This is a genomic window from Exiguobacterium sp. s56 (assembly GCF_018618255.1).
Taxonomy (GTDB): Bacteria; Bacillota; Bacilli; order Exiguobacteriales; family Exiguobacteriaceae; genus Exiguobacterium; species Exiguobacterium chiriqhucha.
In genome coordinates this window covers 125,486-151,287 of record NZ_JACSLR010000005.1, presented here as the reverse complement: position 1 = coordinate 151,287, position 25,802 = coordinate 125,486, and the positions used below count along the sequence as shown (strand labels likewise).

The window sequence follows — 25,802 nt, the reverse complement described above, 5'->3', positions numbered from 1 at the left end:
CTCTCCTTCTTTGCTCATGCTATCACAAAGATAAGTCACCGTTATTTCATAATAAGTAATTTTTCTTGACAGTTATGAGGCGTTCCGTTAGCTTGGAGGAGGACTTATTTTTGATTCGGCCGTCGTGCCGAATTTTTATCGTTTAACGGGTAGGAAAGGAGTAACTGGTATGAACAACAAAATGCCGATTTCGGTATGGATTTTGGTCATCGCGATGGCGCTCAATACGACGGCGGCGTCTTTTTTATGGCCATTTAACACACTCTATATAAATGGATATTTAGGCGAGTCAATGACGCTCGCAGGGATGGCGTTGCTCGTTAACTCGGCCCTCGCCATTGCCGGGAACTATATCGGGGGGACGCTGTTTGACCGGATCGGCGGGAAGCGGACGCTCATCCTCTCGGTCGGCCTATTGCTCGTGAGCTCGCTCGGGTTCTTGTTGTTCCATGCCACGTTCCTCGGCTACTTGGGCTGGCTCGGCTTAATCGGGTTCTCCGGCGGTCTCGTCTTCCCGACGGTATACGCCTTTGCCGGCTTGATTTGGCCGGAAGGCGGACGCCGTTCGTTCAACGCGATTTACGTCGCTCAAAACGTCGGGGTCGCCCTCGGGACAGCGATGAGCGGACAGATTGCGCGCATCGATATCGAGTTGATTTTCTACGCCAACTTCTTCTTATCGGTCTTATTCGTCGTCGTCCTCTTATTCGGGCTCCGTTATTTGAAAGACCCGGCACGTCCGGTCGTCCAGTCGCAGCTTGAGGCTGCGGCGACGACGTTATCGAGTGCGACGATGAAATCGATGTGGTTCGTTGCCATCGGTTACGCGGCCCTTTGGTTCGTTTACGTGCAGTGGCAAGGGACAATCGCCGTCCATTCGAAAGACCTTGGCGTGACAATCAGCCAATATTCACTCCTTTGGACGGTGAACGGAGCTTTGATCGTGTTCGCTCAACCGCTCCTCAACCGGGCGCTTCGTTACTTTGAAGATGATTTGAAGAAGCAACTCATCGTCGGCGCCGTCATTTTCCTCGCTGCCTTCGCGGTCGTCCCGTTCGCGGGGGGCTTCACGATGTTCATGGTCGCGATGATCGTCATGACGATCGGGGAGATGTTCATTTGGCCGGCCGTTCCGACGATTGCCGCGAAACTCGCACCGCCGGGGAAAGCAGGTCAGTTCCAAGGACTCGTCAATATCGCAGCCTCGGTCGGTCGGATGATCGGTCCGACCGTGTCGGGTCTCGTCTATGACGTATTCGGCATCGGTGCCGTCTTTACAATGCTATTCTTGCTCACGGCCATCGCGCTCGCGTTCTTCATTTTCATGAAGGACATCCGAGTACCTGAAAAATCAAGTTGACGCTCTAAAACAGATTGGGCTAAAATGAACGAGTGAGATCATACACATGCGTAGAAGAGGAATAGTATCGTGACGTCTGTATTTGTAGAGAGCCGGTGGGTGGTGTGAACCGGTATATGGACCGCGAGAACTCGCCTTGGAGCAGTTCGCCTGAACGAACAGTAGGGTGAACCGGAGTTACGCCTCGTTACCGGCGTCTCAAGTGGCAGAAATGCAACATGGGTGGTACCGCGGAAAGCTTTCAAGCCTTTCGTCCCATTACCGGGGCGGAAGGCTTTTTATTATGCAGAGGAGGATGAATGTTGGACTATTTTAAACATCAAGACATCGAGCCGAAATGGCAAAAGCGTTGGGACGAGAAAGATGCATTCCGGACGACAGAGGACCCGGACAAGGAGTGTTTCTACGTCCTTGACATGTTCCCTTATCCGTCAGGAGCCGGACTTCACGTCGGTCACCCGGAAGGTTACACGGCGACGGACATCATCGCCCGCATGAAACGGATGCAAGGCTTCAACGTCCTCCATCCAATGGGTTGGGACGCGTTCGGTCTTCCGGCCGAGCAATATGCCCTCGACACAGGGAACGACCCGCGCGAGTTCACAGAGCGCAACATCGGCACATTCCGCCGCCAATTGAAAGAGCTCGGTTTCTCGTACGATTGGGATCGTGAAATCAGCACGACCGACCCGAAATACTACAAGTGGACGCAATGGATCTTCACACAACTTCATGACCGCGGACTCGCCTACGTCGACGAAGTCGCCGTCAACTGGTGCCCGGCCCTCGGGACGGTACTCGCCAACGAAGAAGTCATCGACGGGTTGTCGGAGCGGGGAAGCCATCCGGTTTACCGTGTGCCGATGAAACAGTGGGTGCTTCGTATCACGGAATACGCCGAGCGCTTGCTCGATGATTTAGAAGGGCTTGACTGGCCAGACAGCGTCAAAGAGATGCAACGCAACTGGATCGGCAAGTCGGTCGGGGCTGAAGTCGATTTCAAAGTCGACGGTCACGATAAAGTCGTGACGGTGTTCACAACACGTCCGGACACACTTTACGGCGCGACATACGTCACGCTCGCACCGGAGCACCCGTTTGTGAAAGCAATCGCGACACCGGAACAAGTCGTCGCCATCGAAGCGTACGTCGAAGAAGTCTCGAAAAAGACAGACCTCGAACGGACCGATCTCGCCAAAGAGAAGACGGGTGTATTTACCGGCGCTTACGCCATCAACCCGGTCAACGGGGAGAAGCTTCCGATTTGGATCGCTGACTACGTGTTGTCGACATACGGCACGGGCGCGGTCATGGCCGTACCTGGACATGATGAGCGCGACTATGAGTTCGCGAAGACGTTCGACCTTCCGATCCGTGAAGTCGTCACAGGCGGCAACTTGGATGAGGCGGCTTACGTCGAGGACGGCGTCCACGTCAACTCAGGCAGCTTGGACGGCCTCAATAAAGCCGACGCGATCGCCAAAATCATCGAAGAACTCGAACTCGCCGGCACTGGCCGTGCGAAGACGACGTATCGTCTCCGCGATTGGTTGTTCAGCCGTCAACGCTATTGGGGCGAGCCGATTCCAATCATTCATATGGAAGACGGTACGCTCAAGACCGTTGCGATTGAAGAGCTTCCGCTCGAACTCCCGATTATCGATGAAATCAAGCCGTCGGGTACGGGAGAATCACCGCTTGCGAACGCCGACGAGTGGTTGACGTACACGGATCCTGTGACAGGTGAGAAGGGGCGGCGCGAGACGAACACGATGCCACAATGGGCCGGTAGCTGCTGGTACTACATTCGCTTCATCGATCCGCACAATGAAGACATGATCGCGGATCCAGAGAAGTTGAAGCGTTGGCTTCCGGTCGACTTATATATTGGTGGTACGGAGCACGCGGTCCTACACTTGCTCTACGCTCGCTTCTGGCATAAAGTGCTCTATGATATCGGCATCGTTCCAACGAACGAGCCATTCCAAAAGCTCTATAACCAAGGGATGATTCTCGGTGAGAACAACGAGAAGATGTCGAAGTCAAAAGGGAACGTCGTCAACCCGGACGATATCATCAAATCGCACGGTGCTGACACGCTTCGCCTTTACGAGATGTTCATGGGACCGCTCGACGCAGCCATCGCTTGGTCGACGAACGGCCTTGACGGCGCTCGTCGCTTCCTTGACCGCGTCTGGCGCTTGTTCGACCAGACGGAGCTCACGGACGGCGCTCCGACGGCCGACTTCGAACGGACGTACCATCAGACGGTGAAGAAAGTGACAGAAGACTACGAGGCGCTCCGTTTCAACACGGCGATCTCGCAACTCATGGTCTTCATCAACGAGGCGTACAAACAAGACACGCTTCCAAAACAAGAGATGGTCAACTTCATCAAGATGCTCTCCCCAGTCGCGCCACACTTGGCCGAAGAGTTATGGGAACGTCTCGGCATGACAGAAGACTTGACGTACGCGGCATGGCCGACGTTCGATGAGTCGAAACTCGTCAGCGACACGATTGAAGTCGTCATCCAAGTGAACGGGAAGCTTCGTGCGAAGATGCACGTGGCCCGCGACGCTTCGAAAGAAGCGCTCGAGGCCGATGCGCTTGCGAACGAACGCGTTCAAGAGTTCACGGAAGGAAAGACGGTCCGCAAAGTGATTGTCGTTCCAGGGAAACTCGTCAATATCGTCGTAGGATAAGCAAAGGAATGTGTGACATTGTCACACGTTCCTTTCTTTTTCGTCATGTCGTTTTCTTTTCGGGTCGGGTTTGTTACACTAAAGGGCGATACTGCATATAAAGGGGACGAAACGTCCATGAAACGTTCATACGTACTATATACGACGCTATTTGCCGTCGTCGTCGGTGTGATTTTATGCTATGTGTTCGTCTTTTCGGACAAGGACATCCAAAGCCAAATCGCCTCGACGTTTGAGAAAATCGATATTCAAACGAGCCATCAATCGACTTCGGTACCTCCCGTCGAAGCCTCGCCGGACGAGGAGGACATCGATACGACCGATGCCCTCGAACAGATTCAAGAGATTGATGAAGTGTACTATAGTGACACGATCGGATCGTATCTCGTCTTGACGAAAAATAAAGAGTTCTTCGAAGTGAGCGGGAACGCCAATCGCGTGAATTCGTCGCTCATATTGGAGAACGAAGGGCAACCCTATCGGTTCGGCGAGTTCATCGGCATGCGCATGATTTCCGAAGACAAAATATATGCCGTCACGGCGAACGGGGTTCTCGTGACAATCGAGCGGGTAGAAGGCCGTTGGACGGAACAACGACGTAAATTGATTAAAGGAATCGCCTCGACAGACCGGTTGTTCGGCCTCGGTTACGATGAAGAGACGAAACGATTGATTATCATGAGCCGTTTGGAGGACACGCCGGATGTAGAACTGTTGTACGTCCAAGAGCGGACGCTCGAGGAAGAGACGGCCAACGACAGTGAGGCGGAAACGGGTACAGCGACGGAAACCGATTCAGACGACGATTCGACATCGACGACAGATGAAGCGGACTCTGAAGCAGTAGCGGAACCGAAGACGGAATGGGCTGTCGAGTCGAGAAAACCGCTCACGACCGAAGGGATGAGCGCCTCGATTCAACAGAAGTTCGAGAACTTCCGCGGTGTCGGCCTCGTCGAACGCCAAGGGCGCATTTACGTCCTCGATTCGGAAGAACTCGTCCTCTATACGGTCAACCCGGACGAAGGGACGATGAACGGGCAGATGGTGACACCTCGCGTCTACGGCTCGACCGGCATGTTCCTGCAAGACAATGAGATATTCGCCATCGTGCGACCAGATGTGTTCGACCTTGACGATTTCGTCTCGGTCGACTGATAGGAGAGAATGAGATGAGCAAACGTTACTTTTATGAAGAGGTTCGCCAGTTCCACGAGACGTTCGGACACCCGGAGGCGAGTGCACCGCAACCGCTTAGCTTAGACCGTGCTGTCAAACGTTCGGTCTGGACGGCAGAAGAAGCTGTCGTCGAATTTTTACATCAATCGGCACGGAATGAAGACGAGTTCCTTGCTGCCGTCGCCACGTTCCAACAAGGATTCGAACAGGCGGTTCAAAAATCGCTCCAAGACGCACCGCCGACGGACGACGTCGCTCGCCTCGTCGGACAAGGTGATGCGCTCACGGACGCCCTCTATTTCGTGATGGGCAGTTTCGTCGAACTCGGGCTCGACCCGGTTCCGTTGTTTGAAATCGTGCAGCGTGCCAATATGGCGAAGCTCGGACCAGACGGCAAGCCGATCCTCCGTGCGTCAGACAATAAAGTCATGAAGCCGGAAGGCTGGTTGCCACCCGAGCCAGAGCTCGAGGCGGAAGTAAGACGTCAACTTGAAGCAAAACAGTGACACTAAAAAGAGAGCCGATCGCACGTGCGATCGACTCTCTTTGTTTATACGGTCGTCTGTTCCGCGAACTGTGCCGCGTGTGAACCGGCACAGTGTCCGGTCGTGAAGGCGGCCGTGATGTTATAACCACCCGTATAGCCGTGAATATCGAGCACTTCGCCGGCGAAGAACAAGCCGTCTGCTTTCTTCGACATCATCGTTTGTGGGGCGATTTCTTTGACGGAAACGCCGCCGCCCGTGACGAACGCTTTATCGAAATCGAGCGTTCCGGTGGCGTGCAACTCGAACGTCTTCAATCGGGTCGCGAAATCGATAACCGATTGTTTCTTCAGCTGGCTCGCGTCCTCTTCGCCGAACGCGAGGTCGGCCAACAACAAGTCGAGCATCCGTTCCGGGATGAATCCTTTCCAGACGTTCTTGACGGCCCGCTTCGGTTGGTCTTGCACTTGGTTCCAAAGCTCTTGATACAGCTCGTCACGTGCCATGTCCGGGAACAAGTCGAGCGAGAGGGCGACGACGCGCTCTTTGCTACGTTTGCGTTCTTTAATCGTATATTGACTGCACCGGAGGGCAATCGGACCCGAGATGCCGAAATGCGTGAAAATCATGTCGCCGCGGTGTGTCTTAATCGGCTTGCCTTTCTTGCCGTGAACGGTGAGGGCGACGTCACGGAGCGACAGCCCTTGCAGCTGTTTCGTGCCGATGAACGCATCGTTCAACAAAATCGGTACTTCAGTCGGGAACAGCTCGGTGATCGTATGGCCGGCTTTCTCGGCCCATGGATAGCCGTCCCCGGTCGAGCCGGTGTGAGGGACGGATTGTCCACCGACGGCGATGACGCAAGCGCCGGCCTCGATCCGCTCTCCGTCCTCGAGTTCGACCGCTTCGAACTCATTTGCTTCATTAAAATGGAGCGTCTTCACTTTCGCATTTTTGCGAATCTCGACACCGAGTTGGTCGATGGCCCCGAGGAGCGTGTTGACGACGTCTTGCGCTTTATCCGTCACCGGGAACATCCGGCCGTTATCTTCCTCTTTTAACGGGATGCCGAACCCGGTGAACAAGTCGATAATCGACTGGTTGTCGAACTGGGCGAGGGCGCTATATAAGAAGCGTCCGTTCCCCGGGATGAATTGAATCAACTCGTCGACGGGCTTGCGGTTCGTCACGTTACAGCGTCCTCCGCCAGAAATGGCGAGCTTGCGTCCGAGCTTCGAACCTTTATCAATTAGGAGCGTGTTCGCTCCGGCTTTGGCGGCGGCATAGGTCGCCATCAGACCGCTTGGGCCTCCTCCGATGACGATTACATCTTTCATCATGGTATCCCTCGTTTCTCTTTCAAATCAAATTCGTAACTTTATTATCTGCAACAGTAAGAGTATAATGAGAAACGGTCGTTTTGTAAAATTAGGTACATTAGTTGTGAAACAATAGATGGAGGTATCTCATGTCATCAAGCGTCAAACAAGATTCAGGACGAGAGTCCTTCGTCAAAGGCACGCTGCTGCTGTCAGCCGGAAATTTGATTTCACGTGCACTCGGACTGCTCTATACGTTCCCGTTCCAAGCGATGGTCGGGATTGCCGGTGTCACGCTCTATCAGGCGGCGTACACCTATTATGCGCTCATGATCGCCATTTCGACGGCGGGGATTCCCGTGGCCGTATCGAAATTCATCGCCAAGTATAATGCGCTCGGCGAATATGGCACGAGTCAGCGCTTGTTCCGTCAAGGGATGAAGCTGATGCTCGTGACCGGAGTCGTCGCTTTTTTATTACTGTTCTTCTCAGCACCGTGGTTATCGGAACTCATGGTCCGCAACTCGGAGAACAATCAGCAATATATCGACTCGTTGACGCTCGTCACGCGTAGCGTCAGTTTCGCCCTCCTGCTCATCCCAGCGATGAGTATGGTGCGCGGCTATTTCCAAGGACATCAGGACATGGCCCCGACGGCCATCTCCCAAGTCATCGAACAGATCGTCCGCATCATGTTCCTCCTCAGTGGGACGATGCTCGTCTTGTTCGTCTTCTCGGACTCGGCACTCATTCGTCCGCTCGCTGACTCGCTCGGTGGCACCGCTGCTGTGGCGACGACCGAGTTGAACGGTTTGAAAGTGCTCGCCGTCACGATTGCGACGTTCAGCGCCTTTATCGGTGCGATTGGGAGTATCGTCGTGCTCGCCATGTACTGGCGCAAACGGAAAGACATCCATCGTCAAACCGATAATCCGGCCGGCACACCGGTCCGTTCGATGAAATCACTATTGCTCGAGTTGCTCAGCTATTCGATTCCAATCGTCATGGTCGGTCTGTCGACGCCGCTCTATCAGTTCGTCGACCAGTTGACGATGGTCAATACGTTGCTCAACTCTGGGAAGTCGGTCGCCGAAGCGACGTCCGCGTTCGGATTCTTGACGGGGAACGCCCATAAAATCGTGTTGATTCCGGTATCGATTGCGGCGAGTGTGTCGATGGCGACCATCCCGCTCGTGACAAAATCGTTCACGCACGGCGATATGAACAAAGTTCGCAATCAAGTGAACCATATTTTCCAAGTATCGTTCTTTGTCACCATCCCGGCCGTCATCGGATTGGTCGCGCTCGCGGAGCCGTTGTTCGGGACGTTGTTCCCAGGTGACCGCGAAGGGTGGGTCTACCTGCTCCACTACGCACCGAGTGCGTTCTTCCTCGCTTATTACTCGGTGGCGGCGGCCATCCTGCAAGGGATCAACCGTCAATATTTCACGATTTTCGCGACGGCGATGGGTCTCATCACGAAAGCTGTGCTCAACGTACCGTTCGTGTATGCAATCGGCGGGATCGGCGCTGGTTATGCGACGATCGCCGGTTATATCGTCGCGATTATCCTCATGGTTTGGAAAATCCAACGGGCGCTCCAGTTTCCGTATAAGCAACTGTTGCGTCGGACGATGCTCATGTTTGCCATGGGTGGCGCGATGTTTATCGCCGTGTATGGCTCGCTGTTCGTCACGCTCCGGAATGAACCGAGTTGGGGCAATGATATCGTTGCCACGATCGTCGGTTTCGGAATCGGTCTCGTCGTATACGGCTATCTCGGTTGGAGAAGCCACTTGGCCGGAAAACTATTAGGGAAACGATTCCAGTATCGGAGGAAAGCTTAATGCGAATTGATAAATTATTGGCGAACATGGGATACGGTTCGCGCAAAGACGTCAAGATTTTACTGAAACAAGGGGTCGTCCGTGTCGATGACCAACCTGTCAAAGACGCGAAACGTCAAGTCAACCTTGAAACGGAACGGGTGACCGTGCAAGGCGAGGTCGTCGAGTACAAACCGTTCGTCTACTTGATGATGAACAAGCCGGCAGGTGTCATCAGTGCGACCGAGGACAAGGTCGAATCGACGGTCGTCGATTTGATCGACCCGTCCTACGCCCATTACGAGTTGTTCCCGGTCGGACGTCTCGACAAGGACACGACCGGTCTGTTGCTTCTCACAAACGATGGGGCGTTCAATCATGCGCTCATGTCACCGCGTAAGCATGTCGACAAAGTGTATGTCGCCGAAGTTGACGGGGAGATGACGACAGACGATGTCCGTCACTTCGCCGAGGGTGTCGAGCTTGAGGACGGCTATACGACGAAACCGGCCCGACTTGAGCTCATCAGCAAATCCGGACGTCGTTCGACGGTCCGTCTGACGCTCTCGGAAGGGAAGTATCATCAAGTAAAACGGATGATTGCCGCGGTCGGGAAACACGTCGAGCAGCTCGAACGGGTCCAAATCGGCGCACTCGAGCTCGACCCGACGCTCGAACCCGGGGCGTATCGGGAGTTGAGCGAAGAGGAAGTCGACTTGTTCTTCACATGAAATGAAGGCACGTGTCAGCCGACACGTGCCTTTTTGGGCGCAAAAAAAGGGACCCGTTGCCGGAATCCCTCGTAACTTGTTATTTAATTTGCCGTCTTGAGCGAACGTTTTGATGATGTCCACGTTCCGCGACTCGGACTTTCAACCAGATTGTTGTATTCAAGCACGTTCAAATCACGCTGTACGGTGCGTGATGTGATCCCGAACTCCTCTACTAGTTCAGAAGTGGTGACGCATTCCCTTTCGTTAATGAACAAATAAATGGACTTGATGCGGGTTAGCATACGATCTGTTGAACCTTTCATTGGATAACCTCCCAATGCGTAGAATGATGAAAGACAAAACCTACGGACGACAAATGAAATATGAAATTGTTATTTTCTAAAATTACACCTTTAGTATACCGCTCCTGCATAGAATTGCAAGAGAAAAGAACGAACAATCGAAATGTAAAGAAACGATTATGAACGTAAATATCGAATGAAGGATATGTAAAGACGTAGACAAAAGGCTAAAAGACGAACGAAAAAATATTTTCGAAATGAATGTTCGTCTTTCTAACATTTGGATATACTAATAAGGGAGAGAACATTCGCAAAGGGGAGATCCATATGAATTGGAGACAAGAAGTCGACGCACGAAAAGACGCATTTTTAGAAGATTTAACAGGGTTATTGCAAATCCCAAGCGTGCTTGATGAGACGAAGACCGGCCCGAACGAACCGTTTGGACCTGAAGTCCGCCGAGCTCTCGATTACATGTTTGCACTCGGAGAGCGAGACGGGTTCGCTACGAAAGACGTCGCCGGATACGCGGGGCATTTAGAATACGGGTCAGGGGAAGAAATCGTTGGCATCCTCTGTCACTTAGACGTGGTGCCGGCTGGGGAGGGATGGACGTATGGGGCGTTCAATCCTACCATCGCCGACGGGAAAATATTCGCCCGTGGCAGCAATGACGATAAAGGACCGACGATGGCTGCTTATTACGGACTGCGCATCGTGAAGGAACTTGGATTGCCGCTATCGAAACGCGTCCGCCTGATTGCAGGTTGCGACGAGGAGAGCGAATGGCGTTGTGTCCGCGAATACTTCAAACAAGAGGCGATGCCGACATATGGCTTCGCACCGGACGCTGACTTTCCAATTATCAATGCTGAAAAGGGGCTATACGATGGCGTCTTGAAGCAGCTCCCAATTCAACGGGTGCCAGGCTCGAAACATCACTTGGTCTCGTTCGTGAGCGGAGAACGGCCGAACATGGTCCCGGACTTTGCGACAGCGGTACTCGAGACAGAAGACGTTCTCGAAGAAAAGTTTGAAGCGTATCTCGAAAAATATGAAGCGGACGGCACGTGCACATGGGACCAAGGGACGTATACGTTCACGATGAAAGGTGTGGCCGCCCACGCCATGGAACCAGATAACGGAGTCAACGCGGCCTACGTCCTCGCCGGCTTCTTGTTGACGCTCCCGCTCGACATTCAAGGAGAGCGCTACATCGAGTTCATTCGTCACGTGTTCGCCGATTCACGCGGGATTTCACTCGGTATCGAAGCGAGTGATGAGACGGGCGATTTGACGATTAACGGTGGTGTGTTCCGCTATCAAGGGGACGAACGGACGGCGACGGTGAATATCCGTTATCCATACACCGCGAAATTCGAGGAACGGTTGCAAAACTTGAAAGAAATCGCCTTGTCGTTCGGGTTCGAACTGTCGACGCGTCATCATATGCCGCCGCACCATGTGGCCGAAGACCATCCGCTCGTGAAAACGTTGGCAGGCGTCTATGAGCGTCAGACCGGCGAGTCAGCGCACTTGATGGCCATTGGCGGAGGGACGTATGCGCGCTCGCTCGAGGCTGGTGTCGCTTTTGGGGCGCTGTTCCCTGGAGCGAAAGACGTCGCCCACCAAGTCGATGAATACATGGAAATTGAAGATTTACTTCGCGCCGCCGCCATCTATGCGGAAGCGATTTATGAGCTCGCTAAATAATGACCCGTGAGAGCTGACTGATTCGGTCGGCTCTCTGTCTGTTAGGAAGGAAGTTTACTGTGAACCAACAAAAAATATCGTTTCAATCGATTTACGTCGCCATTTTCTTTGCCCAAGGAGCCCTCATTCCTTACATGACGCTTTTCTTCTCGCAGTCACGTTTTGATTTGTCTCCAGGTCAGGTCGGAACAATCGTCGCCATCATGCCGATCCTCTCAATCGGTGTCCAACCGCTATGGGGCATGCTCGCCGACCGAACGGGGCGGGTTCGGGCTTGGTTGATTATTGCGATGCTCGGGGCGGCTGCCTTATCGCTCACGTTCTTGTTCGCGACGTCTTACGTATGGATTATTATATTGATGATCGCCTGGTCCATCTTCCAATGTGCACACATCCCGCTCGTCGATATGATGACACTCGAGTATACGTCACGCGCCAAAATCGACTACGGGGCCATCCGGCTGTTCGGATCGGCCGGATTTGCGATTGCGGTGTTCGTCATGGGTCGCATCTCGGACACGACATGGGGCCTCGCGAGTACGTTTTTACTCAGCGCGGTCATGCTGGCAATCGGTACGCTGTTCGTGCGGAGCGTATCTGAACAGGAACCGAAGCAAGTGCACACGACGGCACCGTTCCAATGGTCGGCCGTCTGGAATGGGCCGTTCATCGCCTTTTTGATTGGGGGCATGCTCGTCTTCGGCCCGATTTACGCGAATAACTATTACTTCGGAATTTATGTGACGAGCATCGGAGGCTCGACGACGCTCGTCGGGACACTGTTCCTTGTCGCGGTATTATGCGAAATTCCATTCATGAAAGTGGCGTACCAAATCGTCTCACGTCTAGGTACGGTCAACGTGCTGGCGGGAGCCGCCTTGATTTCTGCGCTTCGCAACGGCTGGTTAGCACTTGAGCCCCCGATTTGGGTCGTTTGGATTCTTGCCATCGTTCAAGGACTGGTCGTCGGATTATTGATTCCGGTCGCACTTCAATTTGTCCGCAGCCTTGTCAGCCGCAACGTCGTCTCGACGGCGATTGGCGTCTATATGGCCATCACGTCAGGACTAGCGACGGCCGGATTCAACCTCCTCAGTGGATTTATCATTGAATATAACAGCATCATCGGTGTATTTTGGATGTACACGGTGGTCAGCATCATTGGCGCGGTCCTTTTCTTTGGACTGAGACGTTTTCGAGTGAAAGGATGATGGTCATGTCGACACATTACTTTTTGGCGCTACCGATCGAGGACGACACGTTCGAACACGTACAGCAGGACATCTTGCCGTTTTATTCGTATCGTCGGACGTATCGTCCGGAGGAATTTCATTTGACACTTCAGTTTCTCGGTTCATTGGACGATGATGAAGTCGAGGCAGTGAAAGAACTCACACGTGAAGTGACAACGCCGACGGCCCCGTTCGCGCTGACGTTCCAGCAAATCGACCACTTCGGGAGACCGGATCGTCCGCGTGTCTTGACGATCGTCCCGGAACCGTCCGTGGAGTTGACGACACTCACCGGGACGCTTCGACGCAAGTTAGCCGAAGAGATTCCGGCACTCGACCGTAAACCGTTCGTCCCACATGTCACACTCGCAAAAAAGTGGGACACGGGCACACGCATCCCGTACATCGCCCCGACGTTCACCATCGAGGAATCGGTTGAAGCGGTCGTCCTTTATCAAATCAACCCGAGTCACACCCCTGCCTATGAGGCAGTCGAAGCATTTCCGTTAAAGCGGTCAGAGGAGGACACATGGCGATCCCGATTAAAATTTTTGACGTAACATCTAAATATGAACGAAACATGCTCGACCAATTCAATCGCTTTCAAGAGTATGTCGAATCCGACGTCGCGCGCATGCGTCGTCTCCACGATTCCAATCGGTTGAATCCGCCCGAAATCATGGAGTTTGTGAACCCGTGGTGGAAATTTTGGCGCCGTACGGAACGCATCGAGCTCGAACCGACGCCGCTCTCGGAGTCACAGTTCCAGACACTGCTCACAAACCGCCGTCATATCCAAAAATTGCAGTACGCCTGTGAAGGGGCGACCGAGGCGGACGTCCCGTTATTGCCGTTTTTGCGAGAATACGGATATCGCAAGATGGTATCCGAATGGAACGATCAACATTTCTTCATGTATCGTCCGGTCGTCGAATGGAACGGGGCGACGGTCGAACTGAGCCACCTCATCATCGGACCATCGCATATTTACCTGGTCGAATGGCTCGACGGCGACCGCAGCATCTATCACATATCGAAGCAGAAGACGTGGATTCATCAACCGCTCAAAGGGGAAAATAAACGTGTAGTCAACCCGCTCATCGCGTTGACGCGCACCGAAGAAATCGTTCGACAGTTTCTTCCGTCCTATGACGGGGTCATCCAAAAAGTGACGGTGGCCCCACAAGGCTATTTCGATCATGTGCCTGAAATTCGGTCGACTCAGTTCATCTCACGCGCGGATTATGAACCGTGGATGAAACAAGTGAACACGAGGGCGCCGATCGTCAAAGCCCAACAAATTCGAGATGTGGCGAAACTACTAGATGCGACAGCCCAGATGCCGTTTCGACAATTTTTGGACCAGTAGGTAGGAGAGGATGGAACGTGTATGCATCACACACCAAATCAGCAAACGACGTCTCATGTGACGATTGAACGGGCTTCCTTGCTCTCATTCGAGACGATTCGACTCGAGGTCATTGCCAAATATGAATCCGTACCGGTACAAATCGAACAAAACGGTCGACCGGTCGATTATGTGGTGCTCAATGAATGGACGACAGAGGCGGGTACGATTGAACGAGATATCCAATTGACGCGCCCGGTTACGCTCGAAGCGGTCTATACCGTGTTTCACCCTGGACATAAGACGATTGTCGTCGTGCCCCGCGAAATTGTGCATACGGACGAGTTTGAACGTCGCTATGCCTATGACGGACCGCTCGGCCTTTCATTTTCCGGGCAATCGATTGAGGCATATGTCTGGTCGCCCGTCGCGTTTTCGATTTGGTTCGTCATCCATGATCCCGAAACGCATCGTGAGATTGAACGGTTTCGCATGTCTCGGAGCGGTCGAGGCGTCTGGCATGCCGATGTTCCTAGACTGTACGAAGGCTATTTTTATCGACTGTACGTCAAGACACCTGTCGAAACGAACGAGGTCGTCGATCCTTACGCCAAAGCCGTCAGCCTAAATGGCGAATTTGGCGTATTGATCGATGTTGAGACAGCCGTCGCTGAGCACGTGGAGCCGGCAGAACGCCCGCCTCTCCGCAAAGCGACAGATGCCGTCATCTATGAACTGCATATTCGTGATTTCACGAGCCACCCAGCCTCGACGAGTCGATGGCAAGGGCTATATGCCAGTATCATCGAGACCGGGCTGAAAACGCGCGCAGGGAACAGTGCCGGCTTCGATTATTTGAAAGAGTTCGGGATCACCCACCTGCAGTTATTGCCGGTCCATGATTTTGGCAGCGTCGACGAGGCGACCCGGATGCCATACAACTGGGGCTACGACCCGATTCACTGGTTCGGTTTGGAGGGTAGCTATGCCTCGCAACCGGACGAGCCGCTATCGCGTATCCTCGAGTATGCCGAGATGGTCGATACCTTGCACCGCCATGACATGCGCGTCGTCGTAGACGTCGTCATGAACCATATCTTCATTCGAGAACAATCATCGCTCGAAGCACTCGTGCCGTACTACTATTTCCGTTACGAACATGACGGGACGGTCGCGAACGGGACTGGGGTCGGAAACGACACGGCGTCGGAGCGATATATGATGCGGCGGATGATCGTCGATTGTGTGACGTATTTTGCCGAGACGTATCACGTTGACGGCTTCCGATTCGACTTAATGGGCATTCATGACGTCGAGACGATGAATCAAATTCGGGCCTCACTCGATAAAATCGACCGCTCGATTTTGATTTACGGGGAAGGGTGGGACTTAGCAACGCCTCTCAGCCCGTCATTGAAAGCCTCGTCACATAACGCGGCCTTCATGCCCCGAATCGGTCATTTCAATGACATGATGCGAGACGCTTTGAAAGGGTCGACGTTCAACGACCGGGAGCGTGGATTCGTCTCCGGGAACGAATGGCGGGAGTGGGAGCTGCGCGAATGTATCACTGGGGCAGTTCAAATCCCGAATGTCACCGTCGGGCGCTTCCCGAGCCCGCAATACACGATTAACTACGTAGAAGCGCATGACAATTATACGACGTACGATAAATTGCTGTTATCGTGTGAGGATATGGACGAGACGATGCGGTTGCGGATGCAACGGTTCGCCACGGCCATCGTCATCACATCGCAAGGCGTCCCATTCCTCCACGCCGGTCAAGAGTTCGGCCGGACGAAACAAGGGGTCGAGAACAGCTATAATGCGCCGGACCGCATCAATCATTTCGATTGGGACTTGCGTGACGAACGCCAAAGCGAGGTCGAGTTCGTGAAGACGCTCCTTAAACTGCGGCGCCGTCACACATGTTTCCGCTACGACACCCGGCAGAAAGTCATCGAGCAGTTCAAGTTCCTTCCGTCGCCCCCGGGCGTGATTGCCTACGAGCTGACGGCGAGCCATTCTTATGACGCCTGGCAACGCGTTCGCGTCTATTTGAACGGGACATTCCACGATGTGACGTTCCAAGCGGAAGGGGACTGGAACGTGTATGTTCAAGGGGAAACGGCTAGCCTCGTCCCGATTGAACGAAATCCGAGTCAGATTCAAGTCGAGTCGTTGTCAATGACGATTATCGCGTGTTAATATGGTGATTGTATCTTTGTAATTCTTAATGAGATTTGAGCGTGATGAATATGTATTCAGATATAATCGGTGCGCTCGGTGAAGAGTGGACGGTGGCTTCCGCAGGCGGGATTACAGGCGAAGCGTACGTAGCGACGACGCGCCAACAAAAAATCTTTGTCAAACGAAATTCGTCCCCGTTTTTAGCCATTCTTTCCGCCGAAGGCATCGTCCCCAAATTGCTGTGGACGAAACGGATGTTTAACGGTGACGTCCTCAGTGCCCAACAGTTCATCGAAGGTCGTGAGCTCTCGCCAGCCGATATGAAACGGGCTGATGTGGCGGCACAGCTTGGGAAGATTCATCATTCGAAAGAACTATTATTCATGTTGCAGCAGTTGAATCATACACCGGTCACGTCCTCACTGTTGCTCCGGCAATGTGCCGCTTACGAGCAAGACGAGGCAGACGTGACGATTGATGAGGCAATTCGTTGGTTGTCGGTCCATCAGCCGATTGATGACGAACGTGAACTCGTCGTCTGCCATTCAGACTTGAACCATAACAATTGGATTGAGGATGAGACCGGTCTGTTATATTTGACCGACTGGGATGACGCTATCATCGCCGACCGTGCTTTTGATTTGGCCATGGTCGTCTACAGCTACGTCGACGAGGTGGACTGGGAGACGTGGTTCAGTCATTACGGCATCCGTTTCACCTCCGAGTTACACTATCGAATGCACTGGTATGCGATTGCCCAGACGGTTCTGACCTTATATGGTGAACAGAACGGCATCGCCCGCGCAGAAGGATTGACCGTGCTCCGGGAATTGCTCGATGAAGCAGAGGAACGGACACAATGAAAAAAGGGATGGATCACGAGTGTGAGCCATCCCTTTCCATATGCATCAGACATCATCAGGTTTCATAAAATACGCCCATACGAACGTCGCGATGACGGCGCCGAAGAACGTCAACGGAGCCGCGTAAAAAATAAGAAATTGATCTAACGTGCTCATCGATATAACCTCCTTGTGAAGGATGATTCATGTTCATTAAACAATGATTTCGTGTATAATCGCAAGGGGACTGCTCGCGCGAAGCGGCTAGTCAGCTGAAACTTGAACATTTCTTGAACGAAAGGTTGGAAAAACATGCGTTTACGTCACAAGCCTTGGGCTAAAGAATACATGGAAGCTCAAGAACACGTCTTTATCACTCATCCCGAAACGTTAAAAGGGAACTGGAAATCAGAATTTAAGAACGACAATCCGCTCTTCATCGAAGTCGGGTCGGGGAAAGGGCAATTCATTTTAGGGATGGCCCAGCAGTTCCCGGACGTCAACTTCATCGCTATCGAGTTGTTCGAGAGCGTCGCCGTGTCGATCGTGCAAAAGCTCGTCGAAACGCCGATGCCGAACGTCCGCGTCTTGACTGTGGATGCCAAGCAACTCGTCGACTATTTCGAAGCCGGCGAAGTCGACCGCGTCTATTTGAACTTCTCAGATCCATGGCCGAAGACCCGACATGCGAAACGTCGTTTGACGTATAAGACATTCCTCGCCACGTACGAGGCTGTGTTGCCACGCGGAGGCGAGATTCACTTCAAGACGGATAACCGCGCACTGTTCGAATATTCACTCGAAAGCATGAGTCAATACGGCATGTACTTCACAGATATTTCACTTGATCTTCACGCGAACGAACCGGCAGATAACGTCCGTACCGAGTACGAAGAGCGCTTCAGCGCCATGGGACAACCGATTTATCGGATGGAGGCCGCGTTCCGCCCGAAAATTTGACACGCTTTTTTCTTATTTTAATAGCATTTTCTTCACACTTTTTTCTTTCTTCTTGGTACAATAGGAATGACGCTAAACTGGAATTAGAGAAGGGGGAACATGGGGATGTTGAAAAAAGCATGGGCAAGCCTGCTTGCACTAATCTTCATTCTAACAATCGCACCACTTAATACCTCGGCAAATGAGGCGTTTTTGGACGCCCTTGAAGAGGATTTGAAGGCCACGCACTATGATTACAAAGAAGGAACGGCTGAAATCGTAAAAGAAGAGACGCTCCGTCACTCGAATGGCAACGAAGTCATCGCGGCGGTCGTTGAAATTGATACGGTCCGTGACGGCATCTTCATCACACGTAAGACGGAGTTCCATTACTATGATGCGACGGACAACAAAATCCTCGCAACAGCTGACCTTGCAGAAGTCGAAGGCGCGACTGAATTTGCAGACGCAAACATCGACATGCTCGGACAACAAATCGTCTATTGGTTGCCTGTGTTGATCTTGTTACTCTTGATCGCAATCCCGGCTGTCATCTTGTTCGTTGTCGTGCCACGTTTCTACTCGACGACTGAATACATGAACCCGATTTACGAGAAAAACGATAACCCACGTTAAAAAAAAGAGCCGCGAGGCTCTTTTTTTATGCCATTTTTAACTGTTCGACGATTTGAGCAACGTCCATGCCGTTACCGGCTGAAACGGAAGCGACGAAGGCGCTCTCGACGATTGGACCGTCATAAAACTGGATGGTCTTCTCGCCTTCATACATATCGACGGCCAGTTCGGCGTTCATCGTGGCCGAACCGATATCCGATAAGATGAGTGCCTCTTTGTCGACGGCTTCGATGGCCTCAAGGATTCGGGTCACATCAGTCCCGATGCTACCGTCTTCAAGCCCGCTCGCTAAATGAATCGGAACGGATGGGGCCATCTCTTTCATCAAGTCTTGAATCCCTTCAGCGATTTTGGCGCTATGGGATACGATGATGAGCTCTACGATATCACTCAACCTCCTTCATAATCGCTTTTAAGACGATTGAACTCGAGAGTGCCCCCGGGTCGACGGTGCCGCGAGAGTTCTCACCGAAATAAGACGCCCGTCCTTTCGTGGCGACCATATCCTCGGTCGCACCGACGAGTTGATCAAGTTTCGCGTCAAAGTCGTCGGACTCGTTCAAGTCACTCAAGAACGGGTCCCACACATCGACCATCGTCTTTTGGCCAACTTCCGATTTCCCGCGCGCCTTGATCGCTGTCGCTGCTTCGACGAGCGCTTCTTTGACGAGATTGAAATCGGCTTCGGTCGCGTCACCAAACTTAGGCGCTGCCTTGACGAAGGCGGAACCGTAAAGTGGACCGGCTGCGCCACCGACTTTCGACATGAGCGTCATCCCGACTTTTTTACTCAAGTCGCCGAGAGTTGCGTAGTCATCATCGAGGACAGCGACGACCGCTTCAAAGCCACGCGACATATTGATGCCGTGATCTCCGTCGCCGATGGCGCGGTCGAGATCGGTCAATGTATCCTTGTTCGCCTCAATCTCTGATTGGGCGTGCCGTAATGCTTGCTTGAATCCTTCAATCGTCAACATTGCATGAACACCTCATTCGTAGATTAGAGTTTGAAACCGAGTGCCGCCGATGGTGCATCGAGATAGCCCGTCAACTCTTCATCGAGCGGCAAGAGAGTGATCGAGAAGCCGTGCATCTCGAGTGACGTCATATAGTTGCCGACGTATTTTCGTTTCAATGAATAGCCGGCATCTTCCAATTTTTTCGCGACGAAGTGATACGTCACGTACAGTTCAGATAGAGGCGTTCCGCCCATACCGTTGACCATGACGGCGACTTCGCCGGGGCTGACTTCTTTTTTCAAATGATCGAGTAAATCGTCGACGATCGCATCGACGTTCGTCGTCGGTTTCCGTTCGACGCCGCGTTCGCCGTGAATCCCGATTCCAATTTCCATTTCTTCTTCGTTCAAATCGAATCCAGGTTTACCGCTCACCGGCATATAGCAAGGTTCGACGGCCATCCCCATTGAGCGGACATTGGCCGCGACTTTCTCTGCAAGCGCTTTCACTTCGTCGAGTGATTTCCCGCTCGCTGCGGCTGCACCGGCAATCTTGTGGACGAACACGGTACCGGCGACACCGCGACGGTCTTCTTTGTTCGTGATAGCGACATCGTCGGCGACGACGACGTGATCGACTTTAATCCCTTCGGCGTCCGCGAGCTCGGCGGCGAGTTCGAAGTTCATGACGTCACCTGCGTAATTTTTGACGACGAGCAATACGCCATTGCCGCCATCGGCCGCTTTGATGCCTTCGAGCACCATGTCCGGCGTCGGGGACGTGAACACTTCACCGCATACGGCGGCATCGAGCATCCCATCGCCTACATAACCGGCGTGCGCTGGTTCGTGACCGCTCCCTCCACCTGAGACGAGTCCGACTTTCCCGGACTTGGCCCCGTCGGCACGACAGATGACATTGAATCCTTCCACACGACCGTACAGTTCAGGGTGGGCGTGGACCATACCTTCGACCATTTGTGACACGAGCTCGTTTGCTTCACCGATCAGTTTCTTCACGTGGGATCACTCCTTTTTGAGTTTGAAAAGTACCATATTCAATTTTCCACTCTTTTGGGTGAATTAAACAAAAAAAGTCGGCGAAAATATTCGCCGACCTCATCTCATGCATATTCAAGTAGAGCGCCAGTCTCTGAATCGACTGTGAATTGGTACGTCTTCTCTTCGTCGTTCTCGAGAACCGAGATGCCGCCTTTGAAGACGTCGTACTCGCGTCCGTCATACGTATAAATCTCAGGTGATGCCGAGATCCATGCCCCTTGGACGTGACCTTTGGCTGAAAATGCACGCTTCGTGTACTCAAGCGCATCCTCGGCCGATAAGCTTCGTTCATCTAACACTTTTTTCGTCATAAGTGCGGCTGCGATGGCAACCCCGATTCCAACTAACCAATATCTTTTCTTCATATGACTACCTCCCCTTGAACTATGGCTATCATGTACATCGTACCAAAACCTGTACCCCATTGGAACGAAAACCATTCGCATCTGTCGAAAAGTTCTGTATATAATGATACAAGAACGGTTGAAGGGATGGATGGAAATGGAACAAAAAACGAGAGACTTATTCAAGACGTTGACAGAGCTTCCGGGCGCGCCCGGGTTTGAATCAGAGGTCCGCCGGTTTGTTCGTGACCGAATCACACCGCACGTCGATGAAGTCATGACGGATGGCATCGGCTCAATCTTTGGGAAACGGGTCGGGGACGAGGCGGGCCCACGCATCATGGTCGCTGGACATATGGACGAAGTCGCGTTCATGGTCACCCGGATCACAGAAAACGGGATGCTGTACATACAACCGCTCGGCGGATGGTGGAGCCAAGTGCTCATGGCACAACGATTTGACATCGTTACGGCCGATGGATTGATTCCAGGGGTCGTCGCATCGACGCCGCCGCACTTGCTTGGACCGGAGGCGATGAACAAGCCGATGGACATGAAGCAAATGTTTATCGATATCGGGGCCGATACGAAAGAAGAGGCCGAATCGTGGGGCGTACGTCCGGGTCTACCGGCTGTGCCGACGAGCGAGTTCACGCCGCTCAAACATCCGAAAAAAATTATGGCCAAGGCATGGGACAACCGCTACGGCGTCGGGCTCGCCGTCGAGTTGCTCGAAGAGACGACAAAAGCCGATCACCCGAACATCTTGTTCGCCGGGGCGACCGTACAAGAAGAAGTCGGTCTCCGTGGTGCCCAAACAGCAGCCGAAATGATTCGTCCGGATGTCGCGCTCGTCCTCGACGCATCACCAGCCAACGATGCATCAGGCAATAAGACAGAGTTCGGACAGCTCGGGGAAGGGGCACTCATTCGTATCCTCGATCGAGTCATGGTCATGTCTCCTGAGATGCGTGACTTCCTGCTCGATACGGCATCTGATGAAAACATTAAGACCCAGTATTTCGTCTCGCCAGGTGGCACGGATGCGGGTCGCATCCACATGAGCGGGGAAGGGGTGCCGACGGCCGTCATCGGTGTCGCGGCGCGTTATATCCACACGCATGCCTCGATTTTGCATACGGACGACTACGACGCGGCGAAAGCGCTCCTGAAGGCACTCGTCAAACGACTCGATCGCTCGACGATGGAGACGCTCCGGGCTTCACGCTAATTGAACGAAGAACGTCACTCGTGGAGTGGCGTTTTTTTCATATTGAAATTTCACGAGAAACGTTTATACTGATAAAAGTGTGAAGACAGGAACTTTACGACTGACAAGACAGAAATGAGGAATTTCCATGCTTAAGAAAAAAGGGATTACGCTCAGTCCGTCGCTCTATTTCGTGACGGCTCTCAGTTATATGGCACTCGGATTATTCAGTACGCTCATTATCGGCTTGATTATGAAGACGGCCGGAGGACAGTTGCTCGAGACGAACCTGTCTGGATTTGGTTCGACGCTCATCGAAATTGGTGACGTGGCCATCGGCTTGACCGGGCCTGCCATCGGAATCGCCATCGCCTATGCGCTCCAGGCACCACCACTCATCTTGTTCTCGGCACTCGTCGTCGGGGCGTTCGGCTATGAGTTCGGACCAGCCGGCAGTTATGTGGCGACGTTGCTCGCCGTCGAAGTCGCCAAGCTCGTCTCGAAGTCGACGAAACTCGATATTTTGGTCACGCCGTTCACGACGATCGGCATCGGTTATTTGAGTGCGACCTATATCGGTAAATACGTCGGGTTGTTCATGACACAGCTCGGCACATGGATCGAATGGGGAACGGAACAACAACCACTGTTCATGGGAGTCGTCGTCGCGACGTTGATGGGGCTCGCCCTCACGGCTCCGATCTCGAGCGCGGCCATCGCCCTCATGCTCGGTTTGAGCGGGATTGCCGCCGGCGCGGCGACGGTCGGGTGTGCTGCCCAAATGGTCGGGTTTGCCATCACGAGCTATCGGGACAATGGCATCGGAGGCGCCATCGCCCAAGGCATCGGTACATCTATGCTCCAAGTCGGCAATATTGTCAAAAACCCATGGATTCTGTTGCCGCCGACCGTGGCCGGCGCCGTGCTCGCGCCGATTGCGATTCTGTTGTTTGAACTCGATAGCGTCGCGGCAGGCGCTGGCATGGGAACAAGTGGACTCGTCGGACCGATCGTCATGCTCGAAACGATGGGCTTCAGTTGGTATACGTTCATCGTCGTCTTCGGCTTTTTAATCGTCGGGCCAGCGGTGCTCAGCTACGCCGTCTATCAAGTGTTGGTCCGGATGAACCGGATTCGACCGAACGACATGAAAATCGAATATTGAACATACGAAAGAGAGCGTCCCGGCAAATAAGCGGGACGCTCTCTTTCGTTCACCACCCGAAAAAATTCCGGACGATTTCGACCGTTTCCCGCGGGACGCGGAAGCTCGCGAGGAATAGTACGAGCAGGACGGCATAAACGGGGAGTAAAAAACGTTTTCGAATGATGGGCAGCCTGCGCACAAGACGCTTGACGACGCGTTCAAGTATGTAAATCACGGCGAATCCGACGACGAGCCAAATGAAAATCTCGCCTCGTGATTTGTCCGTATCGATAAACAAATAACCGTAGCGCAGAATCGCCAACATGCCGATGACGCCGACGAGTTGTTCAAGTGGATGCTTCATTTCTGGATTCAACTGTTCGCGTGTCCATTTTGTCATGACTTCACCTTTTTCACGTAGTCTTCACTCCCGACTATCATAAAACACGAGAGCGGAATGTGACAACGGACTTATGCTATCATGAATGAGGAAAAAAGAACAGGAGTGGTGAAGATGAAACAACTGACAACGATGAACGAATATACAGCAGCGAAACAAGGGAAGAGCGTCCTCATGTTTTCAGCAACGTGGTGCGGCGATTGCCGTTTCCTCGACCCATTCATGCCGGACATTGAAGCGAAGTTCTCAGACTGGTCATTTTATTACGTCGATCGTGATGAATGGATGGAGCTTGCTCAAGAACTCGACATTTTCGGGATTCCAAGCTTCGTCGCTTTCAACGGCGGACAAGAAGTCGACCGCTATGTCGGACGCGAACGGAAGACGCCTGAGCAAGTCGAAGCCTTCCTTCATGGGTTAGGGTGAGCTAGATGGAACGGAATGAATTACGTCGCCATCTCGAACGCCGGTTTACGGAAGGGTACCGGACCTCGTATGACCGTGAGAACGAGGTGTTGCGCATCGAGCGGTCCACGGACCGGTTCGGCGTCAACATCCGTCTCGCCCCGCTCGTAGCGAAAGCGAAAGTCCGGGGAGAAGTCGCCATTGAAGAGGTCGTCGACTACATCGAGACAGCGCTCTCGGCCGACGATGCGGTCACACTCGCTGGCAATGAAGCGAACATTTATCCCGTCATCCGTTCGGCCTCGTTCTCGACGGAGACGAAGCGTGGGGAAGCACTCGCGATGACGCCACATACAGCTGAGACGGCTGTCTTTTATGCACTCGATTTGGGCAACGGCTATCGCTTGATCGAAGAGCGGCATTTGGACGGGATGCCTTTGACGCGTCTTGACGAATTGGCACGAGACAACGTCAAGAAGTTGCCGACCGATTTAAAAGAAGATACCGTGGCCGGGAATACGTTCTATTTTCTGGCTGCTCGGGACGGGTATGAAGCGTCACGGATTTTAAATGATGAGTTCTTGCGGGTCATGGAGCGCCGTATCGAAGGCGATATGCTCGTCGGGGTACCGCACCAGGACGTGATGATCATCGCGGACATCCGCAACGATCAGGGTTATGATGCGATGCAGCAGCTCATGTTCGACTTTTTCACGAACGGTCGGATTCCGGTGACGGCTCTTTCTTTCCATTATGAGGCTGGCGTACTCGAGCCAATTTTCATTGTCGGAAAAAAGAACCCACCAACCGACGCATAATCTGCTAAACTATTTGTGTCTAGTTTGAAAGAAGGGGCGTTTTTACGTATGCAAATCAATGCTTTTTATAACCGTGAAGGAATCGGCGATGTCCTCATGGTCCTGTTAAGAGAAGGCGATCGCCATCATCAAGTTGTTGAACGGAAAGACGATGTCGCCATCGTTAAGTCGACGACAGGGAAAGTCAATGGCTACAACGTGTTCAACGCGAGCAACTATTTTGATGTCAGCGATTGGCATGGACCGGTCGAATTGACGGCCGAATTGATTGAGACGCTCGGTGTCATCTTGCGCAAACAAAATATCGAAGCCGAGTTGTCGGGCGTGGACTTTACCCCGAAATTCGTCGTCGGCTATGTCAAAGAAGCTGAGAAACACCCGGATGCCGATAAATTGTCGATTTGTCAGGTCGAGACTGACCAAGGTATGGTCCAAATCGTCTGTGGCGCACCGAACGTTGCGGCCGGCCAAAAAGTCGTCGTCGCGAAACCGGGTGCAGTCATGCCATCAGGTTTGATCATTCGCCCGTCTAAATTACGTGGTGAGAGCTCACACGGGATGATTTGTTCGGCGCGTGAATTGAACTTGCCTGATGCACCGCAAGAAAAAGGAATTCTCGTATTAGATGACGAATATGAAGTAGGTAAAGCATTTGAAATCGGTCGCTAA

Annotated in this window: 27 protein-coding genes and 1 other annotated feature; of the genes, 19 read left to right on the top strand and 8 right to left on the bottom strand. The window is 52.9% G+C overall.

Features of this window, described 5'->3' with window-relative positions:
* The first annotated feature begins 169 nt into the window (after positions 1-169).
* The 4 genes from KNP71_RS07225 to KNP71_RS07210 all read left to right on the top strand — a co-directional run bounded on the left by KNP71_RS07225 (position 170) and on the right by KNP71_RS07210 (position 5,750).
* Positions 170-1,360, top strand: a complete 1,191-nt coding sequence (locus KNP71_RS07225; protein ID WP_051627705.1) for an MDR family MFS transporter — start codon at positions 170-172, stop codon at positions 1,358-1,360.
* A 42-nt stretch (positions 1,361-1,402) separates the two neighbouring features.
* Positions 1,403-1,621, top strand: a binding site (T-box leader).
* 38 nt (positions 1,622-1,659) lie between these two features.
* Complete coding sequence (leuS, locus tag KNP71_RS07220; protein WP_029595145.1) at positions 1,660-4,065, top strand: leucine--tRNA ligase; 2,406 nt, start codon at positions 1,660-1,662, stop codon at positions 4,063-4,065.
* Positions 4,066-4,182: 117 nt separating this feature from the next.
* The gene (locus tag KNP71_RS07215) at positions 4,183-5,223 is read left to right on the top strand and encodes a hypothetical protein (protein ID WP_214826878.1); all 1,041 of its coding nucleotides are present in this window, start codon (positions 4,183-4,185) and stop codon (positions 5,221-5,223) included.
* 14 nt (positions 5,224-5,237) lie between these two features.
* Positions 5,238-5,750: a pyrophosphohydrolase domain-containing protein gene (locus KNP71_RS07210; RefSeq protein ID WP_131471313.1), complete on the top strand. Its 513-nt coding sequence runs from the start codon at positions 5,238-5,240 to the stop codon at positions 5,748-5,750.
* A 44-nt stretch (positions 5,751-5,794) separates the two neighbouring features.
* Here KNP71_RS07210 and KNP71_RS07205 read toward each other — a convergent pair whose 3' ends face one another.
* On the bottom strand, positions 5,795-7,069 hold the full coding sequence (locus tag KNP71_RS07205) for a BaiN/RdsA family NAD(P)/FAD-dependent oxidoreductase (protein WP_021065561.1): 1,275 nt from the start codon (positions 7,067-7,069) through the stop codon (positions 5,795-5,797).
* Positions 7,070-7,197: 128 nt separating this feature from the next.
* Between KNP71_RS07205 and KNP71_RS07200 the strand changes: the two genes are divergently transcribed.
* Both KNP71_RS07200 and KNP71_RS07195 read left to right on the top strand, forming a co-directional pair.
* Complete coding sequence (locus KNP71_RS07200; RefSeq protein WP_058764030.1) at positions 7,198-8,895, top strand: putative polysaccharide biosynthesis protein; 1,698 nt, start codon at positions 7,198-7,200, stop codon at positions 8,893-8,895.
* Complete coding sequence (locus KNP71_RS07195; RefSeq protein WP_131471312.1) at positions 8,895-9,605, top strand: pseudouridine synthase; 711 nt, start codon at positions 8,895-8,897, stop codon at positions 9,603-9,605. Before KNP71_RS07200 ends, KNP71_RS07195 begins: the two co-directional genes overlap by 1 nt.
* 83 nt (positions 9,606-9,688) lie before the next feature.
* Here KNP71_RS07195 and KNP71_RS07190 read toward each other — a convergent pair whose 3' ends face one another.
* Positions 9,689-9,910 (bottom strand): DeoR family transcriptional regulator, encoded by a 222-nt coding sequence (locus tag KNP71_RS07190; protein ID WP_081637897.1) that lies wholly within the window; start codon positions 9,908-9,910, stop codon positions 9,689-9,691.
* Between the two features lie 306 nt (positions 9,911-10,216).
* Here KNP71_RS07190 and pepV point away from each other — a divergent pair, with 306 nt between their 5' ends.
* From pepV to KNP71_RS07160, 6 genes are read left to right on the top strand one after another with little or no spacing between them, the layout of a single operon-like run.
* Positions 10,217-11,602: a dipeptidase PepV gene (gene pepV, locus KNP71_RS07185; protein WP_021065564.1), complete on the top strand. Its 1,386-nt coding sequence runs from the start codon at positions 10,217-10,219 to the stop codon at positions 11,600-11,602.
* 59 nt (positions 11,603-11,661) lie between these two features.
* On the top strand, positions 11,662-12,813 hold the full coding sequence (locus KNP71_RS07180; RefSeq protein ID WP_131471311.1) for an MFS transporter: 1,152 nt from the start codon (positions 11,662-11,664) through the stop codon (positions 12,811-12,813).
* A gap of 5 nt (positions 12,814-12,818) precedes the next feature.
* Complete coding sequence (gene thpR / locus KNP71_RS07175; RefSeq protein ID WP_214830385.1) at positions 12,819-13,394, top strand: RNA 2',3'-cyclic phosphodiesterase; 576 nt, start codon at positions 12,819-12,821, stop codon at positions 13,392-13,394.
* Entirely contained in the window at positions 13,364-14,203 is an 840-nt protein-coding gene (locus KNP71_RS07170) for an NERD domain-containing protein (RefSeq protein ID WP_131471309.1), read from the top strand. Before thpR ends, KNP71_RS07170 begins: the two co-directional genes overlap by 31 nt.
* A 21-nt stretch (positions 14,204-14,224) precedes the next feature.
* Complete coding sequence (pulA, locus tag KNP71_RS07165) at positions 14,225-16,390, top strand: type I pullulanase (RefSeq protein ID WP_165569416.1); 2,166 nt, start codon at positions 14,225-14,227, stop codon at positions 16,388-16,390.
* Positions 16,391-16,440: 50 nt separating this feature from the next.
* Positions 16,441-17,235, top strand: a complete 795-nt coding sequence (locus tag KNP71_RS07160; protein WP_029595153.1) for a phosphotransferase family protein — start codon at positions 16,441-16,443, stop codon at positions 17,233-17,235.
* A gap of 45 nt (positions 17,236-17,280) precedes the next feature.
* Here KNP71_RS07160 and cydS read toward each other — a convergent pair whose 3' ends face one another.
* A complete protein-coding gene (gene cydS, locus KNP71_RS16105; RefSeq protein WP_021065570.1) occupies positions 17,281-17,391 on the bottom strand; it encodes a cytochrome bd oxidase small subunit CydS family protein in 111 nt (36 codons plus the stop codon).
* A gap of 135 nt (positions 17,392-17,526) precedes the next feature.
* Between cydS and trmB the strand changes: the two genes are divergently transcribed.
* Positions 17,527-18,174 (top strand): tRNA (guanosine(46)-N7)-methyltransferase TrmB, encoded by a 648-nt coding sequence (trmB, locus tag KNP71_RS07155; RefSeq protein ID WP_131471308.1) that lies wholly within the window; start codon positions 17,527-17,529, stop codon positions 18,172-18,174.
* A gap of 105 nt (positions 18,175-18,279) precedes the next feature.
* Positions 18,280-18,789, top strand: coding sequence for a hypothetical protein (locus tag KNP71_RS07150; RefSeq protein ID WP_021065572.1), 510 nt, complete (start codon positions 18,280-18,282; stop codon positions 18,787-18,789).
* A 25-nt stretch (positions 18,790-18,814) separates the two neighbouring features.
* On the opposite strand, the gene dhaM is transcribed toward KNP71_RS07150, so the two are convergent.
* From dhaM to KNP71_RS07130, 4 genes are all read right to left on the bottom strand, one after another.
* Positions 18,815-19,183: a dihydroxyacetone kinase phosphoryl donor subunit DhaM gene (gene dhaM / locus KNP71_RS07145; RefSeq protein ID WP_256442302.1), complete on the bottom strand. Its 369-nt coding sequence runs from the start codon at positions 19,181-19,183 to the stop codon at positions 18,815-18,817.
* Positions 19,176-19,766, bottom strand: a complete 591-nt coding sequence (dhaL, locus tag KNP71_RS07140; RefSeq protein WP_021065574.1) for a dihydroxyacetone kinase subunit DhaL — start codon at positions 19,764-19,766, stop codon at positions 19,176-19,178. Before dhaL ends, dhaM begins: the two co-directional genes overlap by 8 nt.
* Before the next feature lie 23 nt (positions 19,767-19,789).
* Positions 19,790-20,767 carry a dihydroxyacetone kinase subunit DhaK gene (gene dhaK / locus KNP71_RS07135; RefSeq protein WP_131471307.1) on the bottom strand — a complete coding sequence of 326 codons (978 nt, stop codon included), beginning with the start codon at positions 20,765-20,767 and terminating at the stop codon, positions 19,790-19,792.
* A gap of 104 nt (positions 20,768-20,871) precedes the next feature.
* The gene (locus KNP71_RS07130) at positions 20,872-21,174 is read right to left on the bottom strand and encodes a PepSY domain-containing protein (RefSeq protein ID WP_021065576.1); all 303 of its coding nucleotides are present in this window, start codon (positions 21,172-21,174) and stop codon (positions 20,872-20,874) included.
* A 136-nt stretch (positions 21,175-21,310) separates the two neighbouring features.
* On the opposite strand from KNP71_RS07130, the gene KNP71_RS07125 reads away from it, so the two are divergent.
* Positions 21,311-22,384: a M42 family metallopeptidase gene (locus tag KNP71_RS07125; RefSeq protein WP_029595159.1), complete on the top strand. Its 1,074-nt coding sequence runs from the start codon at positions 21,311-21,313 to the stop codon at positions 22,382-22,384.
* 127 nt (positions 22,385-22,511) lie between these two features.
* Positions 22,512-23,528 (top strand): PTS sugar transporter subunit IIC, encoded by a 1,017-nt coding sequence (locus KNP71_RS07120; RefSeq protein WP_131471306.1) that lies wholly within the window; start codon positions 22,512-22,514, stop codon positions 23,526-23,528.
* A gap of 49 nt (positions 23,529-23,577) precedes the next feature.
* Here KNP71_RS07120 and KNP71_RS07115 read toward each other — a convergent pair whose 3' ends face one another.
* A complete protein-coding gene (locus KNP71_RS07115) occupies positions 23,578-23,910 on the bottom strand; it encodes a hypothetical protein (protein WP_131471305.1) in 333 nt (110 codons plus the stop codon).
* 114 nt (positions 23,911-24,024) lie between these two features.
* On the opposite strand from KNP71_RS07115, the gene KNP71_RS07110 reads away from it, so the two are divergent.
* Genes KNP71_RS07110 through ytpR form a run of 3 tightly spaced genes read left to right on the top strand, consistent with a single transcriptional unit; the run spans position 24,025 to position 25,802 of the window.
* Positions 24,025-24,336 (top strand): thioredoxin family protein, encoded by a 312-nt coding sequence (locus tag KNP71_RS07110; RefSeq protein WP_021065580.1) that lies wholly within the window; start codon positions 24,025-24,027, stop codon positions 24,334-24,336.
* A 5-nt stretch (positions 24,337-24,341) separates the two neighbouring features.
* Positions 24,342-25,133, top strand: coding sequence for a DUF1444 family protein (locus KNP71_RS07105; protein WP_131471304.1), 792 nt, complete (start codon positions 24,342-24,344; stop codon positions 25,131-25,133).
* Positions 25,134-25,181: 48 nt separating this feature from the next.
* Positions 25,182-25,802 (top strand): YtpR family tRNA-binding protein, encoded by a 621-nt coding sequence (gene ytpR, locus KNP71_RS07100; protein ID WP_058764015.1) that lies wholly within the window; start codon positions 25,182-25,184, stop codon positions 25,800-25,802.